23 protein-coding genes and 1 pseudogene are annotated in these 20,741 nt (G+C 69.6%); 11 read left to right on the top strand and 13 right to left on the bottom strand.

The window, feature by feature from the left end; genetic code table 11:
* The first annotated feature begins 54 nt into the window (after window positions 1-54).
* Together FB390_RS13975 and nadE are read left to right on the top strand one after the other, a co-directional pair.
* Window positions 55-723 carry a TetR/AcrR family transcriptional regulator gene (locus tag FB390_RS13975; RefSeq protein WP_141809347.1) on the top strand — a complete coding sequence of 223 codons (669 nt, stop codon included), beginning with the start codon at window positions 55-57 and terminating at the stop codon, window positions 721-723.
* 6 nt (window positions 724-729) lie between these two features.
* Complete coding sequence (gene nadE / locus FB390_RS13970; RefSeq protein ID WP_141809346.1) at window positions 730-1,554, top strand: ammonia-dependent NAD(+) synthetase; 825 nt, start codon at window positions 730-732, stop codon at window positions 1,552-1,554.
* A gap of 2 nt (window positions 1,555-1,556) precedes the next feature.
* On the opposite strand, the gene FB390_RS13965 is transcribed toward nadE, so the two are convergent.
* The 5 genes from FB390_RS13965 to moaA all read right to left on the bottom strand — a co-directional run bounded on the left by FB390_RS13965 (window position 1,557) and on the right by moaA (window position 5,417).
* Complete coding sequence (locus FB390_RS13965; protein WP_141809345.1) at window positions 1,557-2,780, bottom strand: RNA polymerase sigma factor; 1,224 nt, start codon at window positions 2,778-2,780, stop codon at window positions 1,557-1,559.
* 2 nt (window positions 2,781-2,782) lie between these two features.
* Complete coding sequence (locus FB390_RS13960; RefSeq protein ID WP_141809344.1) at window positions 2,783-3,493, bottom strand: YciI family protein; 711 nt, start codon at window positions 3,491-3,493, stop codon at window positions 2,783-2,785.
* A 106-nt stretch (window positions 3,494-3,599) separates the two neighbouring features.
* Window positions 3,600-3,968, bottom strand: coding sequence for an iron chaperone (locus tag FB390_RS13955; RefSeq protein WP_141809343.1), 369 nt, complete (start codon window positions 3,966-3,968; stop codon window positions 3,600-3,602).
* Window positions 3,969-4,123: 155 nt separating this feature from the next.
* On the bottom strand, window positions 4,124-4,366 hold the full coding sequence (locus FB390_RS13950; protein WP_141809342.1) for a MoaD/ThiS family protein: 243 nt from the start codon (window positions 4,364-4,366) through the stop codon (window positions 4,124-4,126).
* Window positions 4,359-5,417, bottom strand: a complete 1,059-nt coding sequence (gene moaA / locus FB390_RS13945) for a GTP 3',8-cyclase MoaA (protein WP_141809341.1) — start codon at window positions 5,415-5,417, stop codon at window positions 4,359-4,361. Before moaA ends, FB390_RS13950 begins: the two co-directional genes overlap by 8 nt.
* 114 nt (window positions 5,418-5,531) lie before the next feature.
* Here moaA and FB390_RS13940 point away from each other — a divergent pair, with 114 nt between their 5' ends.
* The 4 genes from FB390_RS13940 to FB390_RS13925 all read left to right on the top strand — a co-directional run bounded on the left by FB390_RS13940 (window position 5,532) and on the right by FB390_RS13925 (window position 9,317).
* The gene (locus FB390_RS13940; protein ID WP_141809340.1) at window positions 5,532-6,737 is read left to right on the top strand and encodes a molybdopterin molybdotransferase MoeA; all 1,206 of its coding nucleotides are present in this window, start codon (window positions 5,532-5,534) and stop codon (window positions 6,735-6,737) included.
* 43 nt (window positions 6,738-6,780) lie between these two features.
* The gene (gene moaCB, locus FB390_RS13935) at window positions 6,781-7,797 is read left to right on the top strand and encodes a bifunctional molybdenum cofactor biosynthesis protein MoaC/MoaB (RefSeq protein ID WP_141809339.1); all 1,017 of its coding nucleotides are present in this window, start codon (window positions 6,781-6,783) and stop codon (window positions 7,795-7,797) included.
* On the top strand, window positions 7,784-8,218 hold the full coding sequence (locus FB390_RS13930; protein WP_141809338.1) for a molybdenum cofactor biosynthesis protein MoaE: 435 nt from the start codon (window positions 7,784-7,786) through the stop codon (window positions 8,216-8,218). Before moaCB ends, FB390_RS13930 begins: the two co-directional genes overlap by 14 nt.
* Before the next feature lie 94 nt (window positions 8,219-8,312).
* Window positions 8,313-9,317, top strand: a complete 1,005-nt coding sequence (locus FB390_RS13925) for an AraC family transcriptional regulator ligand-binding domain-containing protein (protein ID WP_141809337.1) — start codon at window positions 8,313-8,315, stop codon at window positions 9,315-9,317.
* 4 nt (window positions 9,318-9,321) lie between these two features.
* Here FB390_RS13925 and FB390_RS13920 read toward each other — a convergent pair whose 3' ends face one another.
* The 5 genes from FB390_RS13920 to FB390_RS13900 all read right to left on the bottom strand — a co-directional run bounded on the left by FB390_RS13920 (window position 9,322) and on the right by FB390_RS13900 (window position 13,481).
* On the bottom strand, window positions 9,322-9,513 hold the full coding sequence (locus FB390_RS13920) for a hypothetical protein (protein WP_141809336.1): 192 nt from the start codon (window positions 9,511-9,513) through the stop codon (window positions 9,322-9,324).
* 182 nt (window positions 9,514-9,695) lie between these two features.
* The gene (locus tag FB390_RS13915) at window positions 9,696-10,748 is read right to left on the bottom strand and encodes a CobW family GTP-binding protein (RefSeq protein WP_141809335.1); all 1,053 of its coding nucleotides are present in this window, start codon (window positions 10,746-10,748) and stop codon (window positions 9,696-9,698) included.
* A gap of 74 nt (window positions 10,749-10,822) precedes the next feature.
* Complete coding sequence (locus FB390_RS34850; RefSeq protein WP_141809334.1) at window positions 10,823-12,289, bottom strand: N-acetylmuramoyl-L-alanine amidase; 1,467 nt, start codon at window positions 12,287-12,289, stop codon at window positions 10,823-10,825.
* A 211-nt stretch (window positions 12,290-12,500) separates the two neighbouring features.
* A complete protein-coding gene (locus FB390_RS13905) occupies window positions 12,501-12,911 on the bottom strand; it encodes a QcrA and Rieske domain-containing protein (RefSeq protein ID WP_141809333.1) in 411 nt (136 codons plus the stop codon).
* Window positions 12,912-12,992: 81 nt separating this feature from the next.
* A complete protein-coding gene (locus FB390_RS13900; RefSeq protein ID WP_246124009.1) occupies window positions 12,993-13,481 on the bottom strand; it encodes a sigma-70 family RNA polymerase sigma factor in 489 nt (162 codons plus the stop codon).
* A 292-nt stretch (window positions 13,482-13,773) separates the two neighbouring features.
* On the opposite strand from FB390_RS13900, the gene FB390_RS13895 reads away from it, so the two are divergent.
* From FB390_RS13895 to FB390_RS13885, 3 genes and pseudogenes are all read left to right on the top strand, one after another.
* Window positions 13,774-14,136: an Rv1352/Rv1906c domain-containing protein gene (locus tag FB390_RS13895; protein WP_246124008.1), complete on the top strand. Its 363-nt coding sequence runs from the start codon at window positions 13,774-13,776 to the stop codon at window positions 14,134-14,136.
* A 114-nt stretch (window positions 14,137-14,250) separates the two neighbouring features.
* Window positions 14,251-14,652, top strand: coding sequence for a PaaI family thioesterase (locus FB390_RS13890; RefSeq protein ID WP_141809331.1), 402 nt, complete (start codon window positions 14,251-14,253; stop codon window positions 14,650-14,652).
* Window positions 14,653-15,260: 608 nt separating this feature from the next.
* Window positions 15,261-16,427: pseudogene (locus FB390_RS13885) on the top strand (transcription termination factor Rho, short form); the annotation flags it as partial.
* Between the two features lie 29 nt (window positions 16,428-16,456).
* On the opposite strand, the gene FB390_RS13880 reads toward FB390_RS13885, so the two are convergent.
* Window positions 16,457-17,527 (bottom strand): MAB_1171c family putative transporter, encoded by a 1,071-nt coding sequence (locus FB390_RS13880; RefSeq protein WP_141809329.1) that lies wholly within the window; start codon window positions 17,525-17,527, stop codon window positions 16,457-16,459.
* Between the two features lie 230 nt (window positions 17,528-17,757).
* A complete protein-coding gene (locus tag FB390_RS13875; RefSeq protein ID WP_141809328.1) occupies window positions 17,758-18,195 on the bottom strand; it encodes a DoxX family protein in 438 nt (145 codons plus the stop codon).
* A 103-nt stretch (window positions 18,196-18,298) separates the two neighbouring features.
* On the opposite strand from FB390_RS13875, the gene FB390_RS13870 reads away from it, so the two are divergent.
* The gene (locus FB390_RS13870) at window positions 18,299-18,868 is read left to right on the top strand and encodes a TetR/AcrR family transcriptional regulator (RefSeq protein WP_141809327.1); all 570 of its coding nucleotides are present in this window, start codon (window positions 18,299-18,301) and stop codon (window positions 18,866-18,868) included.
* A gap of 92 nt (window positions 18,869-18,960) precedes the next feature.
* Window positions 18,961-19,329 (top strand): hypothetical protein, encoded by a 369-nt coding sequence (locus FB390_RS13865; protein ID WP_141809326.1) that lies wholly within the window; start codon window positions 18,961-18,963, stop codon window positions 19,327-19,329.
* A gap of 114 nt (window positions 19,330-19,443) precedes the next feature.
* Here FB390_RS13865 and FB390_RS13860 read toward each other — a convergent pair whose 3' ends face one another.
* Window positions 19,444-20,715 carry an MFS transporter gene (locus FB390_RS13860; protein ID WP_141811750.1) on the bottom strand — a complete coding sequence of 424 codons (1,272 nt, stop codon included), beginning with the start codon at window positions 20,713-20,715 and terminating at the stop codon, window positions 19,444-19,446.
* Between the last annotated feature and the right edge of the window lie 26 nt (window positions 20,716-20,741).

Genomic DNA, 20,741 nt, shown 5'->3' with positions numbered 1-20,741 from the left:
AGACACTAACCGGACTACGGTCCGATTACTTCCCCCCAAGACCGTGAGAGGGCTGTGAACTACCCCACACCGTCCGCAGCCGAGCCGCCGCGCGAGCGACCGCTGCTGCGCATCGGCGCCTCCCTGCCGGGCATAGCCGAGCCCACCGAGCGCGCCGACGCGGCGCGCAACCGACAGCTGCTGCTGGACGCGGCGCAGGATCTGGTCCGCGAACACGGCGTCGACAGCCTGACGATGGACGAGCTCGCCAAACGGGCCGGCGTCGGCAAAGGCACCGTGTTCCGCCGCTTCGGCAACCGCTCCGGCCTGATGCACGCGCTGCTCGACCACTCCGAGCAGAAGTATCAAGGGGCCTTCATGTTCGGGCCGCCGCCGCTCGGCCCCGGCGCGCCACCGGTGGACCGGCTCGTCGCGTTCGGCCGCGTCCGGATACTCGACATCGAGGTCGAGGGCGAGCTGTACCGGGCCGCCGAGGTCAGCGAGGCCGAGAATCGCTATACGGGCAGGCCGTACAACCTGCTCAAGACGCACGTGGCGATGTTGCTGCAGCAGGCGGGCACGCCTGGCGAGATCCCGTTGCTCGCCGACGGTCTGCTCGCCACGCTCGCCGCGCCCCTGGTGATGTACCAGTTGAACGTCCTCGGATACGACGGGAAGCGGATCGGGGACAACTGGGAAGCCTTCGTTCGCCGGGTGGTCCCGGCCGCCGCGCCAGTAGAGTGAGGAGCCATGGCTAGTCTGCGCGAACAGATCATCAACGAATTGGGTGTCCAGCCGACGATCGAGCCGAAGCTCGAGGTGCGCCGCCGGGTCGATTTCCTCAAGGAGTATCTGCGCGCAACGCCCGCAAAGGGTTTCGTGCTCGGCATCAGCGGCGGCCAGGACAGCGCGCTGGCGGGACGGTTGTGCCAGCTCGCCGCGGAGGAGCTGCGGGCGGAGGGCTTCGACGCGACCTTCGTCGCGGTGCGCCTCCCCTACGGCGTGCAGTCCGACGAGGCCGACGCCAGGATCGCGATGGCCTTCGTCGCACCGGACCGTTCCGTCGTGGTCAACGTCCGGCCCGGCGCCAACGCGGTGGCCGCCGAGACCGCGTCCGGGCTGAAGGTGAGCAAGCTGTCCGATTTCGTGCGCGGCAACATCAAGGCCCGCGAGCGCATGGTGATCCAGTACGCCATCGCCGGGCAGGAGAACCTGCTCGTGGTCGGCACGGACCACGCCGCCGAGGCGGTCACCGGGTTCTTCACCAAGTACGGCGACGGCGGCGTCGACATGACTCCGCTGACCGGTCTCACCAAGCGCCAAGGCGCGGCGCTGCTCCAAGAGCTCGGCGCGCCCGCCAGCGTCTGGGCGAAGGTGCCGACCGCGGATCTCGAGGACGACCGGCCCGCGCTGCCCGACGAGGAGGCGCTCGGCCTGCGCTACAGCGAGATCGACGACTACCTCGAGGGCAAGGACGTCACGCCGGAGGTGGCCGAGCGGGTGGAGACCATCTTCCGCAACACCCGGCACAAGCGCACCGTCCCGGTGACGCCGCTCGACACCTGGTGGCGCTGAACCTATTCCTCGACTTCGGCGAGCCGCCGCGCCAAGAACCGCCGGACCTGCTCGTTGGCCGCGAGGTCCAGCGCGGCGCGATAGCTCTCGGCGGCCTCGCGTCGCCGTCCGGCGCGGCGCAACAGATCGGCGCGGGTGGCCGGGACCAGATGGGTCCCGGCCAGGCGCGGATCATCGGCGACCTCGTCCAGCGCGGCGAGCCCGGCGCCGAAGCCGCGCGAAAAACCCACGGCCACCGCTCGATTCACCCGGACAGCGGGCGAGGCGGAGTAGCGCAGCAGTTGGTCGTAGCTCGCGACGATGGCGTGCCAATCCGTCTCGGCCCAGCTGGGGGCCGTCGCGTGCGCCGCGGCGATACGTGCCTGCGCCAGATACGGTCCCGCACCGTCGGCCGCCGCGGACTCCAGACACGCCAAACCGGCCCGGATGGCCGCGTGATTCCAGGCCGGCCGGTCCTGCTCCTCCAACGGAATCAAGTCGTCTTCGGCACGCCGTTGCCCGCGCCTGCTGTCCTGCAACAGCATCAACGCCAGCAGCGCCCGCGCCTCCGGCTCCCCCGGCAGCAACCCGCACAGCAGCCGACCGAGCCGAATCGCTTCGTCGCACAGCTCGTCCCGCACGGCCGACGGACCGGACGTCGCGAAATACCCTTCGGTGAACACGAGATACACGCATGCCAGCACGACGGGCAGCCGCTCGGGCAGCAGGTGCGCCGGGGGCACCCGCAACGGAATACCGGCCTGCCGGATCTTCGCCTTGGCGCGGGAGAGACGTTGCGCCACAGTGTGTTCCGGTTGCAGGAACGCCCTGGCGATCTCCGCCGTTCGCATACCGCACACCAGCCGCAGCGTCAGCGCGACCTGTGACGGCGGCGAGAGCGCGGGATGGCAGCAGGTGAAGATCATCCGCAGCTGGTCGTCCGCCACCGGCGACACCTCGGCCTCCTCGATCGGCGCCCGCGCCACGACGGCGTCGTATTCCTTTACCGCCCTGGCCGACTCGCGCCGCAGCCGGTCCAGGGCCCGATGCCGGGCCGCGGTGGTGATCCAGGCGCCCGGGTTCGCGGGCGCGCCGCGCTCGGGCCACGTGCGCAGCGCGTCCGCGAACGCCTCCTGCACCGCGTCCTCGGCGAGGGCGATGTCGCCGACCATCCCGGCCACGGTGGCGACGGCCCGGCCGAACTCGGCGCGATAGACGGCGTCGATTCCCGCCGGGCCGGTGGTCACCGTCAGTCGCCCAGGTCGACGACTCGACGCACCTCGGTGCGCCCATGCTCGCCGAGCGGAATCGCGGCCGCTATCTCCGCCGCCTCCGCCCGGCTCGCCGCGGCGAACAGGTAGAGGCCGTCGACCACCTCCGCGAATTCCGGGAAGGGCCCGTCGGTGAGCAGCAATTCGCCGTCGCGGACCCGAAGCGTGGTCGCCGACGACGGCGGTTGCAAAGCGCCGCCGCCCCGGACGGCGGCGGCGTACTTCGCGCCGAACCGTTCGTGCTCGGCCACCGCCGCGTCCCACTCGGGCGTGCCCGGCGCGATCACCGCGTCCGGCGCCTCCCACAGCAGCGCCAGCCACCAGTCTCCGCGTGGCGTCTCGTGCGGCGACCACATGACCATCGGCCGCAGCTCGATCGTGCCGTCCTCGGCGGCGGGCAGCCGGCGCGCGAGCTCGATCGCCGCGTCCAGATCGGGCGCGTCGAACACATAGAACCCGCCGACGACCTCGGCCTGCTCGGCGAACGGGCCGTCGGTGACCAGAGTCCGCCCGCCCGCACGCCGGACGTGCATCGCGTCGGCGGAGGGGAACAACGCGGCCCCGCCCGCCACCGCGTCGGCCGCGCGCTCCTCGAACGCCGCGTACTTCGCCACCTCGGCGTCGAACTCCGGTGTTCCCGGGTCGACGCCCGTATCCTCGCGTCCCGCCAATGTCGCCAGATAGTGCATCGCGTCATCCTTCCTCGTGTCGAGGGGCCCGATACCCCTTCTCTACTCGGACGACGAACGGCGCGCCGGTTTCTCTACATCGCCGCGGCGAAATATTTCGGCGCGTTCAGCGGACGAGCCCGCCCTCCGGGACCGCCGTCGCCCGCAGCAGGTCGCGGACCAGATCGAAGTCGATCAGCTCCGGCTTGCGGAAACGCAGGCAGCCCTTGCCCATGTCGTGGCCCGCCAGCCGCTCGGCGAACGCCGCGCGCACGTCGGTGCGCAGTAGATAGAAGGAGATGTACTGCTTCTGGTTGGCGAACGCGATCTCGCCTACGCCGTCGCGTTCGTAGCAGGGCATGCCGTAGGCCATGACCTCGGTGAAGCCGGTCAGTTCCGTACGGCACAGCTCGCGCAGGCGGGTCGCCGCCGCGCGGCGGGCCTCCGGCACTTCGGCCAGGTAGCCGTCCACATCGCTCGCCTTGCTCTGCACCACGGCTCGACTGTAGCGGGACACGGCCCCGGTCGGCGCTTGTCGGACGGAGTCCGTCCGCGGACTGCGCAGGGCCGCTGCGAAGTACGCCTCAGGAGCGCTGGCGGACGAGTCCGTCGACAGCCCCGCGCATGGCCGGAGCGAATGCGGAGGTTCGCTTATCCCCCCGCGAACGGCGGAAGCACGTCGACGCGGCCACTGAGCGCCACGGACGGGTCACGAGTGAGTTCGTCGCCGATCAGGTAGGCGCAGACCGCGAGCATCTTGTCCAGATCGGGACCGTACGCGGCGGCGAGGCTCGTGCGCAGATCCGCGACCGTGGCGTCGGGGGGCAGATCGAGGCGCTCGGAGTCCTTGCCGACGGCGTCCGCGATGGCGGCGAAATACCGGACCTCAACCACCGATGGCTCCCATCGTGCGTTCCGGCGGGACGAAGTCCTCGGCGTCGATGCCGTGTCCCGCCCATTTGTTCCACATCGCCCCGCGCCAGATGGTGGCCAGTTCGGCGTCGTCGGCGCCGGACCGGATGGCCTGGCGCAGATCGAACTCCTGATCGCTGAACAGGCAGGAGCGCAACATGCCGTCGGCGGTGAGCCGGGTGCGGTCGCAGGTGTCGCAGAACTTGCGCGTCACCGTGGCGATGATGCCGACCGTGGCAGGGCCGCCGTCGACGAGCCACTTCTCGGCGGGCGCGGACGGGTCCGAGCGACCGGCCTCGGTGAGGGTGAACCGGGCGCCGAGCACATCGAGCAGTTCGGCGGCGGTCACCATGTTCGCGCGCGCCCACTCGTGGTCGGCGTCCAGCGGCATCTCCTCGATGAACCGCAGCTCGCACTCCTCGGCAAGGCACCACTCGAGCAGATCCGCCGCACCGGAGAGTGTTTCGCGCATCAGCACGGCGTTCACCTTGAGCGGCGCCAGGCCTGCGGCGCGGGCGGCGCGGATACCGGCGAGCACCGAATCGAGGCGGTCACGGCGGGTGAGCTTGGCGAAACCGTTGCGGTCCACGGTGTCCAGCGAGACGTTCACCCGGCCCAGCCCGGCGGCGGCGAGCCCGCGAGCGCGATGCTCGAGACCGACGCCGTTGGTGGTCATGGCCAGCGGAATGCCGGGCAGTCGTTCGTGGCAGCCCCCGATGATCTGTTCCAGATCTCGGCGCATCAGCGGCTCACCGCCGGTGAACCGGACCTCGCGCACGCCGAGCTGTTCGACGGCGAGCACCACCAGCCGCACGATCTCGTCGACGGTCAGCAGCTCGTCCTTCGGTATCGGCGGCAGCCCCTCCTCCGGCATGCAGTACGTGCAGCGCAGCGAACACTTCTCGGTGATCGAGACCCGCAGATCGCGGGCGACCCGCCCGAAACGGTCGACCAACAGAGGCGTGTCGGGGCGTCCGTCGAGCGAGGGGCGCCCTGATCGCACGGCGGGTATGCCCATCTCGACCAACGTCACCCTTCCAGTATGACGCGTCGCCCACCCCGCATCACGGGCAGCGCCCGGTTCGGTCGATCTCACAAACGCGCATGTCAGGCCGTGAGATCGCGCTCGACCACTATGCTTTCCGCTATGAATTCTCGGCCAGCAGGCGCTACGGCCAGGACCGTCGACGACTATCGCGACAGCATCGAACAGCTGCTGCGCCCGCTCGCGGCACGCCCGGTCGAGTCCGTCGCGGTGCCCGCCGCGCTGGGCCGCAAGCTGGCGGCCGACGTCAGCTCGCCGATCGATCTGCCGGTGTTCCGCAACTCGGCGATGGACGGCTACGCCGTGCGCGCCGACGATGTCGCGGTCGCCCCGGTAACGCTGCCGCTGGCCGGTGTGGTCGCCGCGGGCCAGCCGGGCCGGGCCCCCTTGCCCGTCGGAGCGGCGCTGAAAGTGATGACCGGCGCGCCGATCCCGCCGGGCGCGGACTGCGTCGTCCCGGTGGAGGACACGCGCGCCGACGGCGCCGCGGTCACCGTCGAACGTGGCCGTGCCGCAGGCGAATTCGTCCGCGAGCCGGGCACCGACGTGCGCGCGGGCGCGTTGCTCGTGCCGGCAGGCGTCGCGCTGACGCCGCGGCACATCGCCGCGCTCGCGGCCGTCGGGGTGCCGACGGTGCCGGTCTTCCAGCCGGTCCGGGCGGCCGTGATCACCACCGGCGACGAACTGGTTCCCGCGGGCAGGCCGCTGCGCCCCGGACAGATCTACAACTCCAACGGCATCGCCCTCGCCGCCGCGCTCGCGGCCAACGGCGCGACGGTCGTCTCGGTCGAGCACAGCACCGACGATCCCGCGATGTTCCGCCGATTGCTTTCCTCCGCAACGCGTTCGGCCGATCTGGTGTTCACCTCCGGCGGCGTGTCCAAGGGCGATTTCGAGGTGGTCAAGGACGTGCTCGCCGCGCACGGCGGGGTGTTCGGCTCGGTCGCGGTGCAGCCGGGCGGGCCGCAGGGGCTGACGGTGCTGGACGGCGTCCCGGTGCTCAGCTTCCCCGGCAACCCGGTGAGCACCATGGTGTCGTTCGAGGTGTTCGCCAGGCCGATCCTGCGCCACCTGTCCGGCCTGCCGCCGGTGCGCACCAGCGAGGCGCCGTTGCGCGAGTCGGTGCGCTCCCCCGCCGGGCGGCGGCAGTTCCTGCGCGGACGGCTCACCGAGAACGGCGTCGAACCGTTCTCCGGTGCTGGTTCGCACCTGATCGCGGGCATGGCGTGGGCCGACGTGCTGATCGACATTCCCGCCGAGACGACCGAGCTGGCCGCGGGCACGCCGGTGCTCGTCCACGAACTGTGAGCGGATGCGCGCCGCGCCGCGGCACTGTGCCAGGCTGGTTCCCATGACCGAGTTGTCCCATGTCGACCAGGAAGGTCGCGCCCGCATGGTCGATGTGAGCGCGAAGGCCGACACCACCCGCGTCGCCGTGGCGGCCGGTGCGCTGCATACCACCGCGGAGGTCGTCGCGCTGGTTCGCGCCGACGACCTGCCCAAGGCCGATGTGCTGTCCACCGCGCGGATCGCCGGGATCGCGGGCGCCAAGAAGACCTCCGAGCTGATTCCGCTGTGCCATCAGCTGGCGCTGTCCTCGGTGAAGGTCGAATTCGGCTTCACCGAGGACGCCATCACCATCGAGGCGACCGCGAAGACCAAGGGACCGACGGGTGTGGAGATGGAGGCGCTGACCGCGGTCGCCGTCGCCGGACTGACCCTGCACGACATGGTCAAGGCGGTCGATCCGGCGGCCACGCTCGACGGTGTCCGGCTGCTCACCAAGGAGGGCGGCAAACGCGGTCACTGGCAGCGGCCCGGCGAAGCGGCGCCGGACGCCGAGGCCACCGTTCCCGCGGTGGAAAAGCACGAAAACCTTGACGGCACGGATCGATCCGCGGTCGTGCTCGTCGCCTCGACGGGCGTGGCGGCGGGCACCAGGGTGGACACCACCGGTCCCGTGCTCGTCGAATGGCTGACCGGACTCGGCTTCTCGGTGCGCGGCCCGATCGTCTACGCCGACGCCGAGATCGCTGTCGGCCTGGCCGACGCCTTGCGGTTCGCGCCCGCGCTGGTGATCAGCACCGGCGGCACCGGCGCGTCGCCCACCGATGCCACGCCCGAGGCGACGCTTGCCGTGCTGGACCGTGAACTGCCCGGCGTGGCCGAGGCGATCCGGCAGCGCGGCACCGCGAAGTTCCCGCTGGCCGCGCTCAGCCGCGGCGTAGCCGGACTCGCCGGTCGGTCGGTCATCGTGAACCTGCCCGGTTCGCCGGGTGGGGTGAAAGACGGTATCGCGGTGCTCGAACCGCTCCTCGATCATCTGCTCGCGCAAGTAGCCGGAGGCGGCGCTCATGACAACACCTGAGACCACGGTGCGGGTAGCCCGCATCAGCGACCAACCGCTCGACCCCGCCGAGGTGGAGGCCGCGGTCACCGGCCCCGAACACGGCGCGGTGGTGGTGTTCACCGGCAAGGTCCGCAATCACGACGGGGGCCAGGCCGTTTCCGCGCTGGAGTACTCGGCCCATCCGGAGGCCGAACGGTTCCTGCGCGAATGCTGCGCGGCCGCGACCGCGTCAACCGGTCTTCCGGTGGCGGCGGTGCACCGCGTCGGCGCGCTGACCGTCGGCGATCTCGCCATCGTGGTCGCGGTGGCCGCACCGCACCGGGCCGAAGCCTTCACTGCCTGCGCGGAATTGGTGGACCGGATCAAACACGAGGTGCCGATCTGGAAGCGGCAACTGTTCGCCGACGGCATGTCGGAATGGGTCAACGCCTGCGGTTGACCATCTCGTGATGTGAATCGGATGACGGATCAATCACCGCGCCGTTAGCGTTCTCGCCCAGAGTGTTCATCCGGATGTGGGGCAGGGAGGACGCGTGGGTACGGACCAGGTTTTGCTGCACCGTTTCGTCATCTCGCAGCTCACCGCTGCGGGAGCCGATCGGGACGAGCTGATTCGGGAGACCGGGTTACCGGAGTGGACGATGGCGGGCGACGACATGCACCTGCCGAGCCACACCTTCTCCCGGCTCTGGGAGATCGGCGCGCACGTGCTCGGCGATCCCGCCGTCGCGTTGCAGGTGGCAAGCCGCTACGAGCTGAAGAGTCTCGGGTTGTACGACTATCTGTTCGCGACCGCGCCGACCCTCGGCGCCGGTTTGGCGACCTGCGGACCCTACGTCGCCGCGGTCACCACCAACCATCGCTTCGATCTGATCGCCGACGAGCGGGAGGCAACGCTCTACCTCGAGATCATCGACGGCGAGGGCGTCGGACGGGACCTGACCCAGCTCTGGGGATTGAGCGCGGTGCTGAGCCGGGCCCGGCGCGTGGTCAGCGAACCACTGGTGCCGATCCGGGTCACGCTGCGCCAGCAGGCGCCCACGGATCACCGCGCCTACATCGAGGTATTCGGCACGGCCGCCATCGAATTCGGCGCGGAGGCCGACTCGATAACCTTCCACGCCGCCGACATGGATATTCCGCTGACCACCGCCGACCCCGTGCTGGCGAAGATCCTGCGACCCTTGGCCGACGCGCTCCCGCCGCCACCGCCGCTGCCCTCGGCGTGGCCGCAGCGCGTCGCCGAGGCGCTGGCCGAGGCGCTCGACGCGGGCGACGCCTCGCTGGACCGCGTCGCCCGACGGTTGGCGACCAGTCCGCGCACCTTGCAGCGCAGGCTGATGGAGGCGGGCACGACGTGGCGCAAGGAGCTGGACCGGGCGCGCGATGCCCGATTGCGACAGGCCAGCTCGGCGGGTTCGCTGACCCGGGCGCGGCAGGCGCAGTTGCTCGGGTACGCCGACCCCGGTTCGATGCGCCGTGCGGCGCGGCGCTGGAGCATCGCCGAACACGCGCACCGATGTGAGCGGTTCGACTGACACCTCACACCCGCAGGAAGCTGGCCGCGATGCGCCAGAAGGTGGCGTCCTCGATGGCCCGGAAGTCCCAGCCGTCGGCGATGTCTCTGGTGGCGGCGACGATCGCGGGCACGTCGAAATCGTCGCGGGTGGCTGTCCCCTTGGCCTCCAGAGCGGCGATCACATAAGCGGTGGCGCTCTCCCACGTCTCGGACACCGAACTCTCCCATCGGTCGCACAACAACGATATGGTCGATCACGGTCATTGACCGACGCCGCGCGCGGCGCAAAGCGCCGACCCCGACACGGCGGGCGTGCTGCCAGTGTCACTACAACTCGGCCGCGTGGGAAGCGCCGAACGCGCCAGCTCGCGGTAAAACGCGCCAATCCCTGGCGCGTTCAGTGCGGGGTGTAGCGCCACACGCCGAGCATCGCTTGCTCGTCGAGGAAATCGTCGGCGTTGTGCACCGTTTCGCGCAAGCGCGAGAGCGTGGGCTCGGACGGCATGCCCGCACCGATCAACACCAGCCGGCTGGTGCGCGGTTCGCCGCGCCGCCACGCGCCGGGCTCGAAGACGATGTGCCTGCCGACCATGTGCAGCAGGAACTTCCGGCGCTCGGCCGCGACGCCGAACGCCGCAAAGCCTTTGGCGCGGAACAGGCCAGGCGGCGGGTCCTCCAGGAAGTCGATGAGCCTGCGCGGATCGAGTTCCCGTTCGCTGGTGAAGGACACGCTGGTGTAGTCGTCGTGCAGGTGGCGGTGCTCGTCGTCGCCGTCGTGCTCGTGGTCGTGCTCGGCCAGCAGTTCGTCGAAGCTCAGCTGCTCGGCGACGCGCCGGGTCGCGCGCAGCGGCTCGTCGAACAGCAGGCCGGGATCGATACGGCCGCGGGTGGTCGCGTAGACCGGGACCGTGCCGACCAGGTCGGCGATCTCGCCGCGCAGCGTCTCCAGTTCGGCCGCGCCGACCCGGTCGGCCTTGTTGACCACCACCAGATCGGCCAGACGCAGGTGGGTCAGCAGTTCGGGGTGCCGCTCGCGGCTGGACGGGAACTGTTCGGCGTCGACCACTTCCACCAGACCGCCGTAGCGGATGCGCGGGTTGTCGCTGCCGACCACCATCCGGATGAGGTTGCGCGGCTCGGCGAGTCCGCTGGCCTCGACCACGATCACGTCGATGTTCGCCCTCGGCTGCGCCAACCGGGTGAACAAATCGTCCAGCTCGGTGACATCGACCGCGCAGCAGACGCAGCCGTTGCCGAGCGAGACCATCGCGTCCACCTGCCCGGCGACCAGCATCGAATCGATGTTGATCGCCCCGAAGTCGTTGACCACGACGCCGATTCGCGTCCCCCGATTGTTGCGTAGCAGGTGGTTGAGCAGGGTGGTCTTCCCCGAGCCGAGAAAGCCGGCGACGATCAGCACAGGAATCCGGTCAGCCACCCGGACCACCATAGTCGGCGCGCGAAGGACGCCGGAACGGCCGAACGCCACCCGGCGGATCGGGTGGCGTTCGGTGGGGTATGCGATTACTTCGCGGGTCCGAACAGGGTGCTGGCCAGCGTGTAGGCCAGGTTGATCAGCTCCGCGGTGATCATCGTGTCGTCCATGCCGAGCACCCGTGCCAATGGCATGAGCATCTCGAGCACGGTGTTCGCGAGGACGCCGAGCGTGCCGGACTCCGAGCCCGAACGGTAGTCCGGCCTCGACTGGTTGCCGGGGGTCGACTGGGTGCCGGGTGTCGACGGGCTACCCGGCAGTGCGTAGGTTCCGGGTGTCGACCGGCTGGGGTTCGCCTGCGTGCCCTGGTCGTTACTCGGGATCGACTGGCTGCCGGGTGCCGTGCCGAAGCTCGTGCCCGGCCCGGTCTGGGACTGCGACGGCGCTCCGTTCGGCACGCTCTGCGGCAGGGCTCCCGGCACGCTCTGCGGCAATGTTCCGTTCGGATCGCTCTGCGCCGACCCGTTCGGATCGCTCTGCTCCGAACCGTCCTGCGTCGATCCGTTGGCTTGTGTCGAGCCGTTCGGCACGGGCGGCGCGGGAACCGCCTGCGCTGGAACAACCTCCCCAGGAATCGGCTGCGCCGGAACGTCTTGCGCAGGAATCGCCTGCGCCGGGACGGATTGCGCCGGGGCCGCCTGCGCCGGAACGTCCTGCGCGGGCGCGGCGGCCGGTCGGTCGGTGGCCGATCCGGTCGTCGCGAGCGAAGTGCCGAGCAGGTAGCTCACCACTCCGGTGGTGACGGCGATGGCGTGTTTCAGCTGGCCGTCGGGGCTCTCCAGCAGCGCGGCGTCTTCCGCGTTGGCGCCGTTGCCCATTTCGAGGAACACGTTCGGCACCGTCGTCAGTGCTGGGCCCGCGATATCGGAGCGCGTCTGCAAACCGTCCTGCACCCCGGCGTACGTGGCGGCCGGGAATCCGGCTTGCAGGTACGCGTCACGCACCGCCTTCGTGACGGCCAGGCCCGGCCCGGACTGGACCTGGCCGACCTTGGCGTCGGGCACCGGCAGCGCCGGGACGATCAGGTGGAAGCCGCGGAGATTGGGCGGCGCGCTGTCGGCGTGGATGCTCACCGCCACGTCGGCGCCGGATTCGTTGGCCGCCCGCGCCCGGTCGTCGACGCAGCCGCCCCAGCCGCTGTCGTCCTGGCGACTGAGCACGACCCGCGCGCCGATGCTCTCCAGCGAGGTCTTGATCAGCTGGGCGACGTTCCAGTTGATGGTGTGTTCGGGTACGCCGTTGACGGAGGTCATGCCGGTGGTCTGGCAGTCCTTGGTGCCGCCGCGGCCGTTGTCCACCTGTCTGCCCAGGTTCTCGGAGTGGTTCGGCCCCTGGTGGCCGGGGTCGAGGAAAACCGTTTTGCCTGCGAGCTTGCCTGCCATCTCCGGCGCGACCGGGGTGGCCGTCGCGGCGACCGGGAACAACCCGGCGAGAGTGGCGGTCACCGCGGCCGTGACGGTGGTGGAGATACCGGCCTTGATGATGCTTGGCTTCATGTTCGGTCGGCGCCCCGGGACGGAGCACCCCTCCCTTCCCACTAGTAACACCAAACCCAGTGGTTCACTCTTGCAACGCGGCGGGCAGCGAAGCAAGTCCAGTTACCGAACTGTTACCAAGGTTTCGATCGGCATCATGGCTGGTCAGAGCCACTAAAACCATGGCAAAAAGGGGCGCGGAGCGGGAGTGGCTTATCTCGGGCAGCGCCCGTCAGGCGGTCACGATGCGGTCGCCGTCGACCCGGACGGCGCGCGGCGCGAGCGGTCGTTCGGCGGGTCCGGTGGCGACCGTGCCGTCGAACCGGAACGCGCTGCCGTGGCAGCGGCAGACGACCGTCGCGCGCTCGATCTTCGACACGGTGCACCCGAGGTGCGTGCAGGCGGCCGAAAAGCCTTGGAAGACACCGGCTTGCGGCTGAGTGACCACGGTTCCACCAGCGATCACGGCCCCGCCGACCGGCACGTCGGCGACCTTCGCGACCTCGGTGCCCGGCGCGATCTCGCGCGCGGACGGTTCGGCGGACGCGCAGGCGGCCACCGTCACGGCGGCTGCCACCGCACCAGCGCCGGCCAGCGCGCTCCGTCGGTCGATTCGCAGGTCACCGCGGTCTTCGGTCGGCATCGGTCAACTCCCGCCTGGTTTCGGACAATGCCGACCACCGTAGGGGGGCCGATCGCTCGATCGCGAACCGGATCGGCGGGATCAGGCTCCGCTCGGGAGTTGCCGCAGCGATCGCAACGCGTAGTGCACGCGAGTCTTCACCGTGCCGACCGGGACGCCGAAGTCCGCGGCCACCTCGCGGTAGGCGCGGTCGCGCAGGATCACCTCGACGACCGCCTCGCGCTGGGCCGAGGGCAGCCGGGACAGCAGTTCGGCGACCAGCAGGACGTCTATCAGCCCGTCGGCGAAGTCGGGGTGGGCGACCGGACTCTCCCCCGCGTCGCCGATCTCGTCCCATGCCGTGTCGAACGGCCGCGCCGCGCGGGCGCGCGCGATATCGATGATGACGTTGCGCTCGATGGCCAACAGCCAGGTGCGCACGCTGCCGCGGCGCGCGTCGAACAGTGAACAGGAGCGCCAGGCCCGTAGCAACGTCTCTTGCACGGCGTGCTCGGCCAAACCCGCGTCTCCGAGGCCGCGCCGCGCGCGCCAGTGCAGCAACCCCCGATCGGCGGCGAGTACTCGAGCCAAACCCTCTTCCGTGCACAAGCCCGCACAATGGGCGCCGCACGTACGCCGCCGCTCCGTGAGCGCACCCATTGCCCGAATACCTCTCACACCATCGATATCGTGGCGGCTCTGGCCGATGACACCACCGCCCCGCGATAACGGCGAATTCGTGCGAACGCGGCGTGTATTTGACAGAAATCTCTCGAACAACCCCATTCCCGCGGACGACTCTGGTAGATCTGGCCGCGGAGATGGGGGATCTCCGCAGGTCAGACGTCCAGTTGTGGACGCGAATATCGAGGAGAAACAGCGCATGCGCATGCTCGTGATCGCGGGGGCGATGGCGTCCGCCGCGACCTTGTTCGGAGCCGGAACCGCGGCCGCCGAGCCCGCGAATTTCATGGCGGGCGACGGCCTCTACATGGTCGGCGTCGACATTCTCCCCGGCGTTTGGGAAGCGCCGGGAACTCCCGACCCGCTCTACGGCTGCGACTGGCGCAGGCTGTGGAAAGTGGAGGGCGACAACACGAACATGCAGTACATCATCGGCAACAACTTCACCAGGCTCGGTCCGGTCCGCGTGGAGATCAAGCCGACCGACGTCGCCTTCAAGACCGTGAATTGCGGCGCGTGGCGGATGGTGCAGTCCCCGCCGCCCACCGGTTCGTTCGGCTGATCCCACGGCCCGCCGGGCGTGCGAATCGCGGATTCCCGCCAACCGCGCGCGGATCGACGCCGATTACCTCCGGGGTAATCGACCGGCGCGCCACCGGACGGCAGCATGGTCGGCATGATCGACGAGACCGGCACCAAGCTCTTCCACCAGTCCATGCCGTTCACCGAGCGACTCGGCATCGAGGTGCTCGAGCACGGGCCCGAACTGGTGCGCAGCCGGATCGCCTGGGACGAGTCGCTGTGCACGCTCGGCGGCATGCTGCACGGCGGTGTGCTGATGTCGCTCGCCGACGCGACCGGCGCGGTGTGCGCCTTCCTCAACCTGCCCGAGGGCAAGCAGGGCACCACGACGGTCGAGTCGAAGTCCAACTTCCTGCGCGCCGTGCGCTCCGGTCACGCCGTCGCCAGCGCGCGGCCGTTGCACGCGGGACGCTCGTTCATCGTCGTCGAGACCGAGATCCGCGACGACGCGGAGAAGCTCGTCGCGAAGGTCACCCAGACGCAGGCCGTGCTCTGAGACCGGCTTCACCCGCCACACACCGCATGACGTGCCCGTCTCGGAAGCGCTCCGCGCGGCCGGGCGGGCACTTCAGGTAGCGCGGGCGGGAATATTGCTCCGGCGCGGGTCGTTGAGGGAGGCGGACGATCGTCCGCGAGATGATCCGGCCCGCGTGGGCAGAATTCGGTAGGGCCGCGCGCAGGACGCCGCGTGCCGCTCTGCCCGACCAGTTTCATCCGGGGTAAGCCCGAATCGGTACCCGCGCAAAACTCGTCCACAGGCGCTCGAAGTGGGCGAAACGCCGAAGCAGCAGGGTCGTCGAGGGCCGAGTAGCCGGGACACGACGCACGCTCGACAGGTCCGCCCTTGCGCGAATCGATTCGCGGCGGGTAGCCTCGGCGCTGTCGGTGGTTGTAGACGATGTCTCCCACGGACGAACTCGGATCTCCCCTTTTTCCGCGATATCGAATTCGCGATGAACGGGACCCGCTCACCCGCACAGGCGACGTATCGCGCCAATTCCGGGTCGTGGTTGCGAGATCTCTACCGCACTCATGGCTTTCGCCATTCCTCTCCCTTTACCTCAGTAAGGAAACTCGATGAACGACAACAATTCTCAGCATCGGTTAGCGCACGACGACGCCGAACGGCCGGTCTCCGGCATCCTCGACATCGTCGGCAACACCGCGACGCTGCGCGTCGACGGGTACCTTCCCGGCGACGACGACCTGCACGTCGCGCCCCGCTTGATCCGCGAGAACCATTTGCGCCGGGGCGATTTCGTCACCGGTGTGGCACGGTCCGAGCAGCGCGACACGCAATCGGCCCGGCGCAACGCGCAATCACCGAAAGATGGCGCGAAACTCGACCGGCTCCTCCGCGTCGAGACCGTCAACGGCCGGCCCCCTGAGCACGCGGGCAAACGCCCCGTCTTCGAGAACCTGGTCCCCCTCTATCCCAACCAGCGCCTGCGCCTGGAAACCGAGCCGCACGAGCTGACCACCCGCGTCACCGACCTCGTCATGCCGATCGGCAAGGGCCAGCGCGCACTGGTGGTCGCACCACCCAAGGCGGGCAAAACCTCTGTGCTGCAAGCCATCTCGCACGGCATCGCCAAGAATCACCCCGAATGCGAGCTGATGCTCGTGCTCGTCGGCGAGCGCCCGGAAGAGGTCACCGACCTGGCTCGCAGCGTCCCCGCCGACGTCGCCGCCGCCACCTTCGATCGCTCGCCCCGCGATCAGATCGCGCTCGCCGAACTCGCCATCGAACGCGCCAAACGCCTGGCCGAAACCGGCCGCGACGTGGTGGTCCTGCTCGACTCGCTGACCCGCCTCGCCCGCGCCTACAACAATGCCGCGCCCAGCTCGGGCCGCGTCCTCTCTGGCGGTGTCGACGCCGCGGCACTCGCCTCGCCCAAGCGATTCCTCGGCGCCGCGCGCAACTTCGAGAACGGCGGCTCGCTCACCATCATCGCCACCACCCTGGTCGAAACCGGCTCGCTGGCCGACACGGTGATCTTCGAGGAGTATAAGAGCACCGGCAACGCCGAACTGAAACTCGACCGCGCCATCGCCGCCCGCCGCGTCTTCCCCGCCGTCGACATCGCCCAATCCAGCACCCGCAAGGACGAACTCCTGCTCACCCCCGCCGAACTCGCCGCGACCCACCACCTGCGCCGCACCCTCGCCGCCGTCGACGGCCACCACGCCACCGACCTCCTTCTGGAGGGCCTACGCCAAACCGCGACCAACGCCGAATTCCTCACCCAACTCCCCCAACCCCACGCCTGATCCCCCCTTAAGCCCTCCTTAAGCCCCTGTCAAGACCCCCAAGGCATTGTTTGTTTCAGCCCGGCCGGGCCTGTCCCAGGAGGGGGGGACAGGGTCGGCCGGGCGCTTTCATCGATGGACACTCCCGAGGAGCGCATCCTCCGCCACGCGCGAGCCAGCTCACGCAGCTGCCGTAGATCGGCATCGAAGTCCCCGGCGGGGAGCCCGGACAGCCTTGCGCCCGTCGGGTTCTCGGGCTGTACGCCCGCCTTGCGCGCGGCGGTCGCCAGCGCCAGCCGATGCGCGAATCGATCGAGTTCACCTGGGCCTCCACTCGGGTCCTCGCCGTGGACTGGAGGAAGATATGGCCCGAGGTGGAGAATGGCGTCGCGGATCTCCACGGTCATCCGGAACAATCGGCCGCGGCTGCCGGTACCGACACCCGGCGGCATCACGATTTCGGGAACCGCCTCGGTCAGGTCGCGCCACAGCACGCGCAGCCTCCGGCAGGAGCGACCCGCTGCGTCCAGCCCGGCCGCCTCGCCCAACGAGGCAGCCAATGGCAGCGCTAGCAGCGCACCGTTGGCGGCGATGCAGATGGTGAAGATCCATTCGACACGGGGCAAGTGCGGCCCCAGGTCGGGTCGCCCGAACACGATCTGCGACATCATCAGCAGCTGATTCGTCCAGGCGAAAAGGTTCACGACGAAGAGCACGAGCCCAGCCAGCTTCTCGACACCTTCATGGCTTCCGATCCACAGTTCCCGAATCCCGCGAATCGCGAACAGGACCGTATTGACGGCGATCGGCACGCTGATGGAGAGGATGAGAAGGAAGCCCTGCCAACCGATTCCGAGATCCAAGGGCAAACCCTCCGCGTCGGCCGACCACCCGGCGAAGAGAACCGTTGCGGTGGACGCCAGTGCGATCGCGCAGTAGCGTCGCTCGCGCTGCCGGACCTGGCTCATGTCCTCGTTCACCCCCTCGACAAGGGCGATGCCGACGAGATAACTGGTCGACAGCACTACACAGCCGATCGCGAGCCGCTCGACCACCCCGGCGAACGGCCCCGTCTCCGGCCAGCGGTACAGCAGCAGCGCGAGCAGACCCCACAGCAGCAACCGATTCACGAGGTAGTCGATCACGGTGTCGCGGACGAGGATCAATCTCCCGGCCAGCACCAGGATCACCCAGCCGATGATCGCCCAGGCGACAGTGTCGGTAACCGTAAAGGACATCACTCCATCGTTCCCGGTCTCGCCTCGGTCGGCGCAGCTGGGCGACACCTCTCGATCCCGGCGGACCTCGGCAATCTGCCGCCCAGTGCCATAGCGCGGCAGTCGGTTTCGCGCTAGCCGGCGATCACCAGGGCGGTCGCGCCGAGGAACACCACCTGCAACACGGTGCGCAAGGGCAGCGGCATCGTCTTGACGCCCACGCCTTTTCGCGCGGCCCACACGTTGGCGGGGAACATCACCACGAGCAGTGCCGCGAGGCCCGCCGCCGCGAGATCCGCGGTGGCGGGAATCAACAGGCCGATCGCGCCCGCGATTTCGAGGACGCCGGTCAGCGTGACCATCGCGGGTGCGGCGGGCAACCGCGGCGGCACCATCTCGATCAGCGCCGAGCGTCGCGGTTGCAGGAAGTGGGCGCTCGCGGTCAGCGCGAACATGGCGGCGAGGCCGAAACGGACTGCGTCCGACCACGAATCGAGCCAGGTGACATCGACGAACCAGCCGAGCAGGCGGGCGAGCGCGGTGACGGCGGCGAGGACGACGAAGGGGGCCATGAGTATCTCCCGAGATGCGGTACGAACCAATCTTGACACTGGCAAGATTAGAGACGACCTCGCGAACTTGTCAATGACAAGATTGTCGGCCAGTATCGAAGGCATGGCGAAGAGCGGCTACCACCACGGCGATCTCCGCACCGCGATGCTGACCGCGGCGGCCGAGCAGATCGCCGCCGACGGCGTCGACGCGATCTCCCTGCGCGGGCTCGCGCGGCGCGCGGGCGTCTCACACGCGGCGCCCGCCCACCATTTCGGCGATCGCGCCGGTCTGCTCACCGCGCTGGCCACCGAGGGCTACGACCTGCTCGGCGCGGAACTCGACGGCGCCGGACCGGACTTCCGCGACGTCGCCGTCGCGTATGTGCGTTTCGCGCTGAACCATCCCGGACACTTCGACGTGATGTTCCGCCGCGATCTGCTCCGCGCCGACGATGCCGAACTACGCGCCGCGCGGTCCCGCTCGGGCGCCGCGCTGCGCACGGGCGTCGCCGACCTGCGCCCCGAACGCACCGACCGACAGGAACGCGCCACCCAGCTGGCCGCTTGGTCGCTGGTGCACGGCTTCGCGGCCCTGTGGCGAGAGGGAGCGCTGACGGATTCGACGCTGGCCGACACGACGGACCCTGAAGAACTGGCCCGCGCCATGCTCGCCACGGTCCAGTTCGACTGAGACAGTCACCACACCACGGGCGGCGTATCTTCTTGCACAGCAACGACGAAAGGAGCAGGCGGTCGATCGCCGGTCGATCCCGCCACCGCACCATGGAAGTCCACGCCTACCCCACCTCGGCGACCACGCCGGTGGATCTCGCTGCGGCGCAACAGATCGCCGCGCGATACCTGTCCGTACCGGACCAGCTCGCCAGCGGAATCGCGCACCAGCTCACCGAATTCGACGGCGGCTTCGTCGTCGTCGCGATCCGCGGACCGGTTCCGGAAAGCACTTCCCCACTACCACCGCCGGTGATCGGCGGCTCGGTCAGCGTCATCGACAAGGCCACCGGCGCGGTCTCCTACTGGCCGACCTACCCGCCCGCACTGATCGCCGAACAGTACGACGAGATGCTGCGCACCGGCCGCCTGATCGTCGCCGACGACTGGCCGACCGAGAACGACCTGGAAGAGGAATAGCTCCCCGAATACGGTCCCGCCGTCGAGCCCACGCTCCCGTGCGCCCTGCCACCGCTCAGAATCGACGGGCGCTTCGACCGGCCCCGTGTCGGGCCGTGGAAGCCGTGAGCCGCGTCAGGTCGCGGGCTGCACCACCGCCGGTAGCGGTGTGCGGTCGGCGTCAGGGACCTTGGTGCCGCGGAGCGAGGTGCCCGCGGTCTCGCGCAGGAAGGCCCAGGCGACCAAGCCGATGAGGGAGGCGGCGACCATGTAGGCGGCGGGGAACAGCGCCCATCCGGTCGATTCGATGACGGCCTCGTTGACCAGCGGGGCGGTGCCGCCGAACGCCGCGGTGGAGACGTTGTAGGCGAAGGCGAAGCCGGCGTAGCGCACGTGGGTCGGGAAGATCGCCGGGAATGTGGAGCTGATGGTGGACAGCTGCGGCACGTACAGCAGGCCGAGCACGATGAAACCGATGATCGCCCACGCGGTGCCCTGCCCCATCAGCCAGTACATCGGCACCGCGAGCACCGCGAGACCGATCAGCGAGAACAGCCACATCGGCCGCCTGCCGACCCGATCGGAGAACATGCCGAACAGCGGCAGCACCAGCATCATCGCCAGCTGACCGGTCAGCATCATGGCGGTGGTGGCCGACTCCGTCATACCGATGGTCTTCTGCAGGTAGGTCGGCTGGTAGGTGAGCAGCGTGTAGTTCACCACGTTGAGCGCGATCACCAGGCCGCCGAGGGTGAGGATCTCGCGCCGGTAGCCGGTCAGCAGCTCGCGCAGCCCGGTCGGCGGGTGCGGGTTCTCGGCGACCTCCTGGAACACCGGCGACTCGTCGAGCCGGGCGCGCAGGTACCAGCCGGTCAGGCCGAGGGGGATGGCGAGCAGGAACGGGATGCGCCAGCCCCAGTCGTGCATGGCGTCCGAACCGAGCGCCAGCTGACAGGCGAGCACCACGGCCGAACCGCCGACGAAACCGGCCAGCGTGCCGAATTCCAGGAAGCTGCCCAGGTAACCGCGCCGCCGATCGGTCGCGCATTCCGCCAAATACGTTGCCGCGCCACCGTATTCGCCGCCGGTCGAGAAGCCTTGCAGGACACGGAGGGCGATGAGCAGCACCGGAGCGAGTACGCCGACCGAGGCGTGTGTCGGCAGCAGGCCGATCGCGCCGGTCGCGGCCGACATCAGCAGGATCGTGATGGCCAGCACCGTCTTCCGGCCGAGGCGGTCGCCGAGCGGACCCCACACCATGCCGCCGAGCGGGCGAAGCACGAACGAGATGGCGAAGCCGAGCATGGTGCCGAGGGTGCCCAGCTCGCCGGGGAAGAACGCGTCGGTGAGATAGGTCGCCGTCGCCGCGTAGACGCCGTAGTCGAACCACTCGGTGGCGTTGCCCATGGCCGACGCGGCCACCGAACGCCGTA

The sequence above is a fragment of the Nocardia bhagyanarayanae genome (assembly GCF_006716565.1).
In the GTDB taxonomy this organism is placed as follows: domain Bacteria; phylum Actinomycetota; class Actinomycetes; order Mycobacteriales; family Mycobacteriaceae; genus Nocardia; species Nocardia bhagyanarayanae.
The sequence above is the reverse complement of the archived record's forward strand: the minus strand, read 5'-3'. Positions and strand labels throughout refer to the sequence as shown.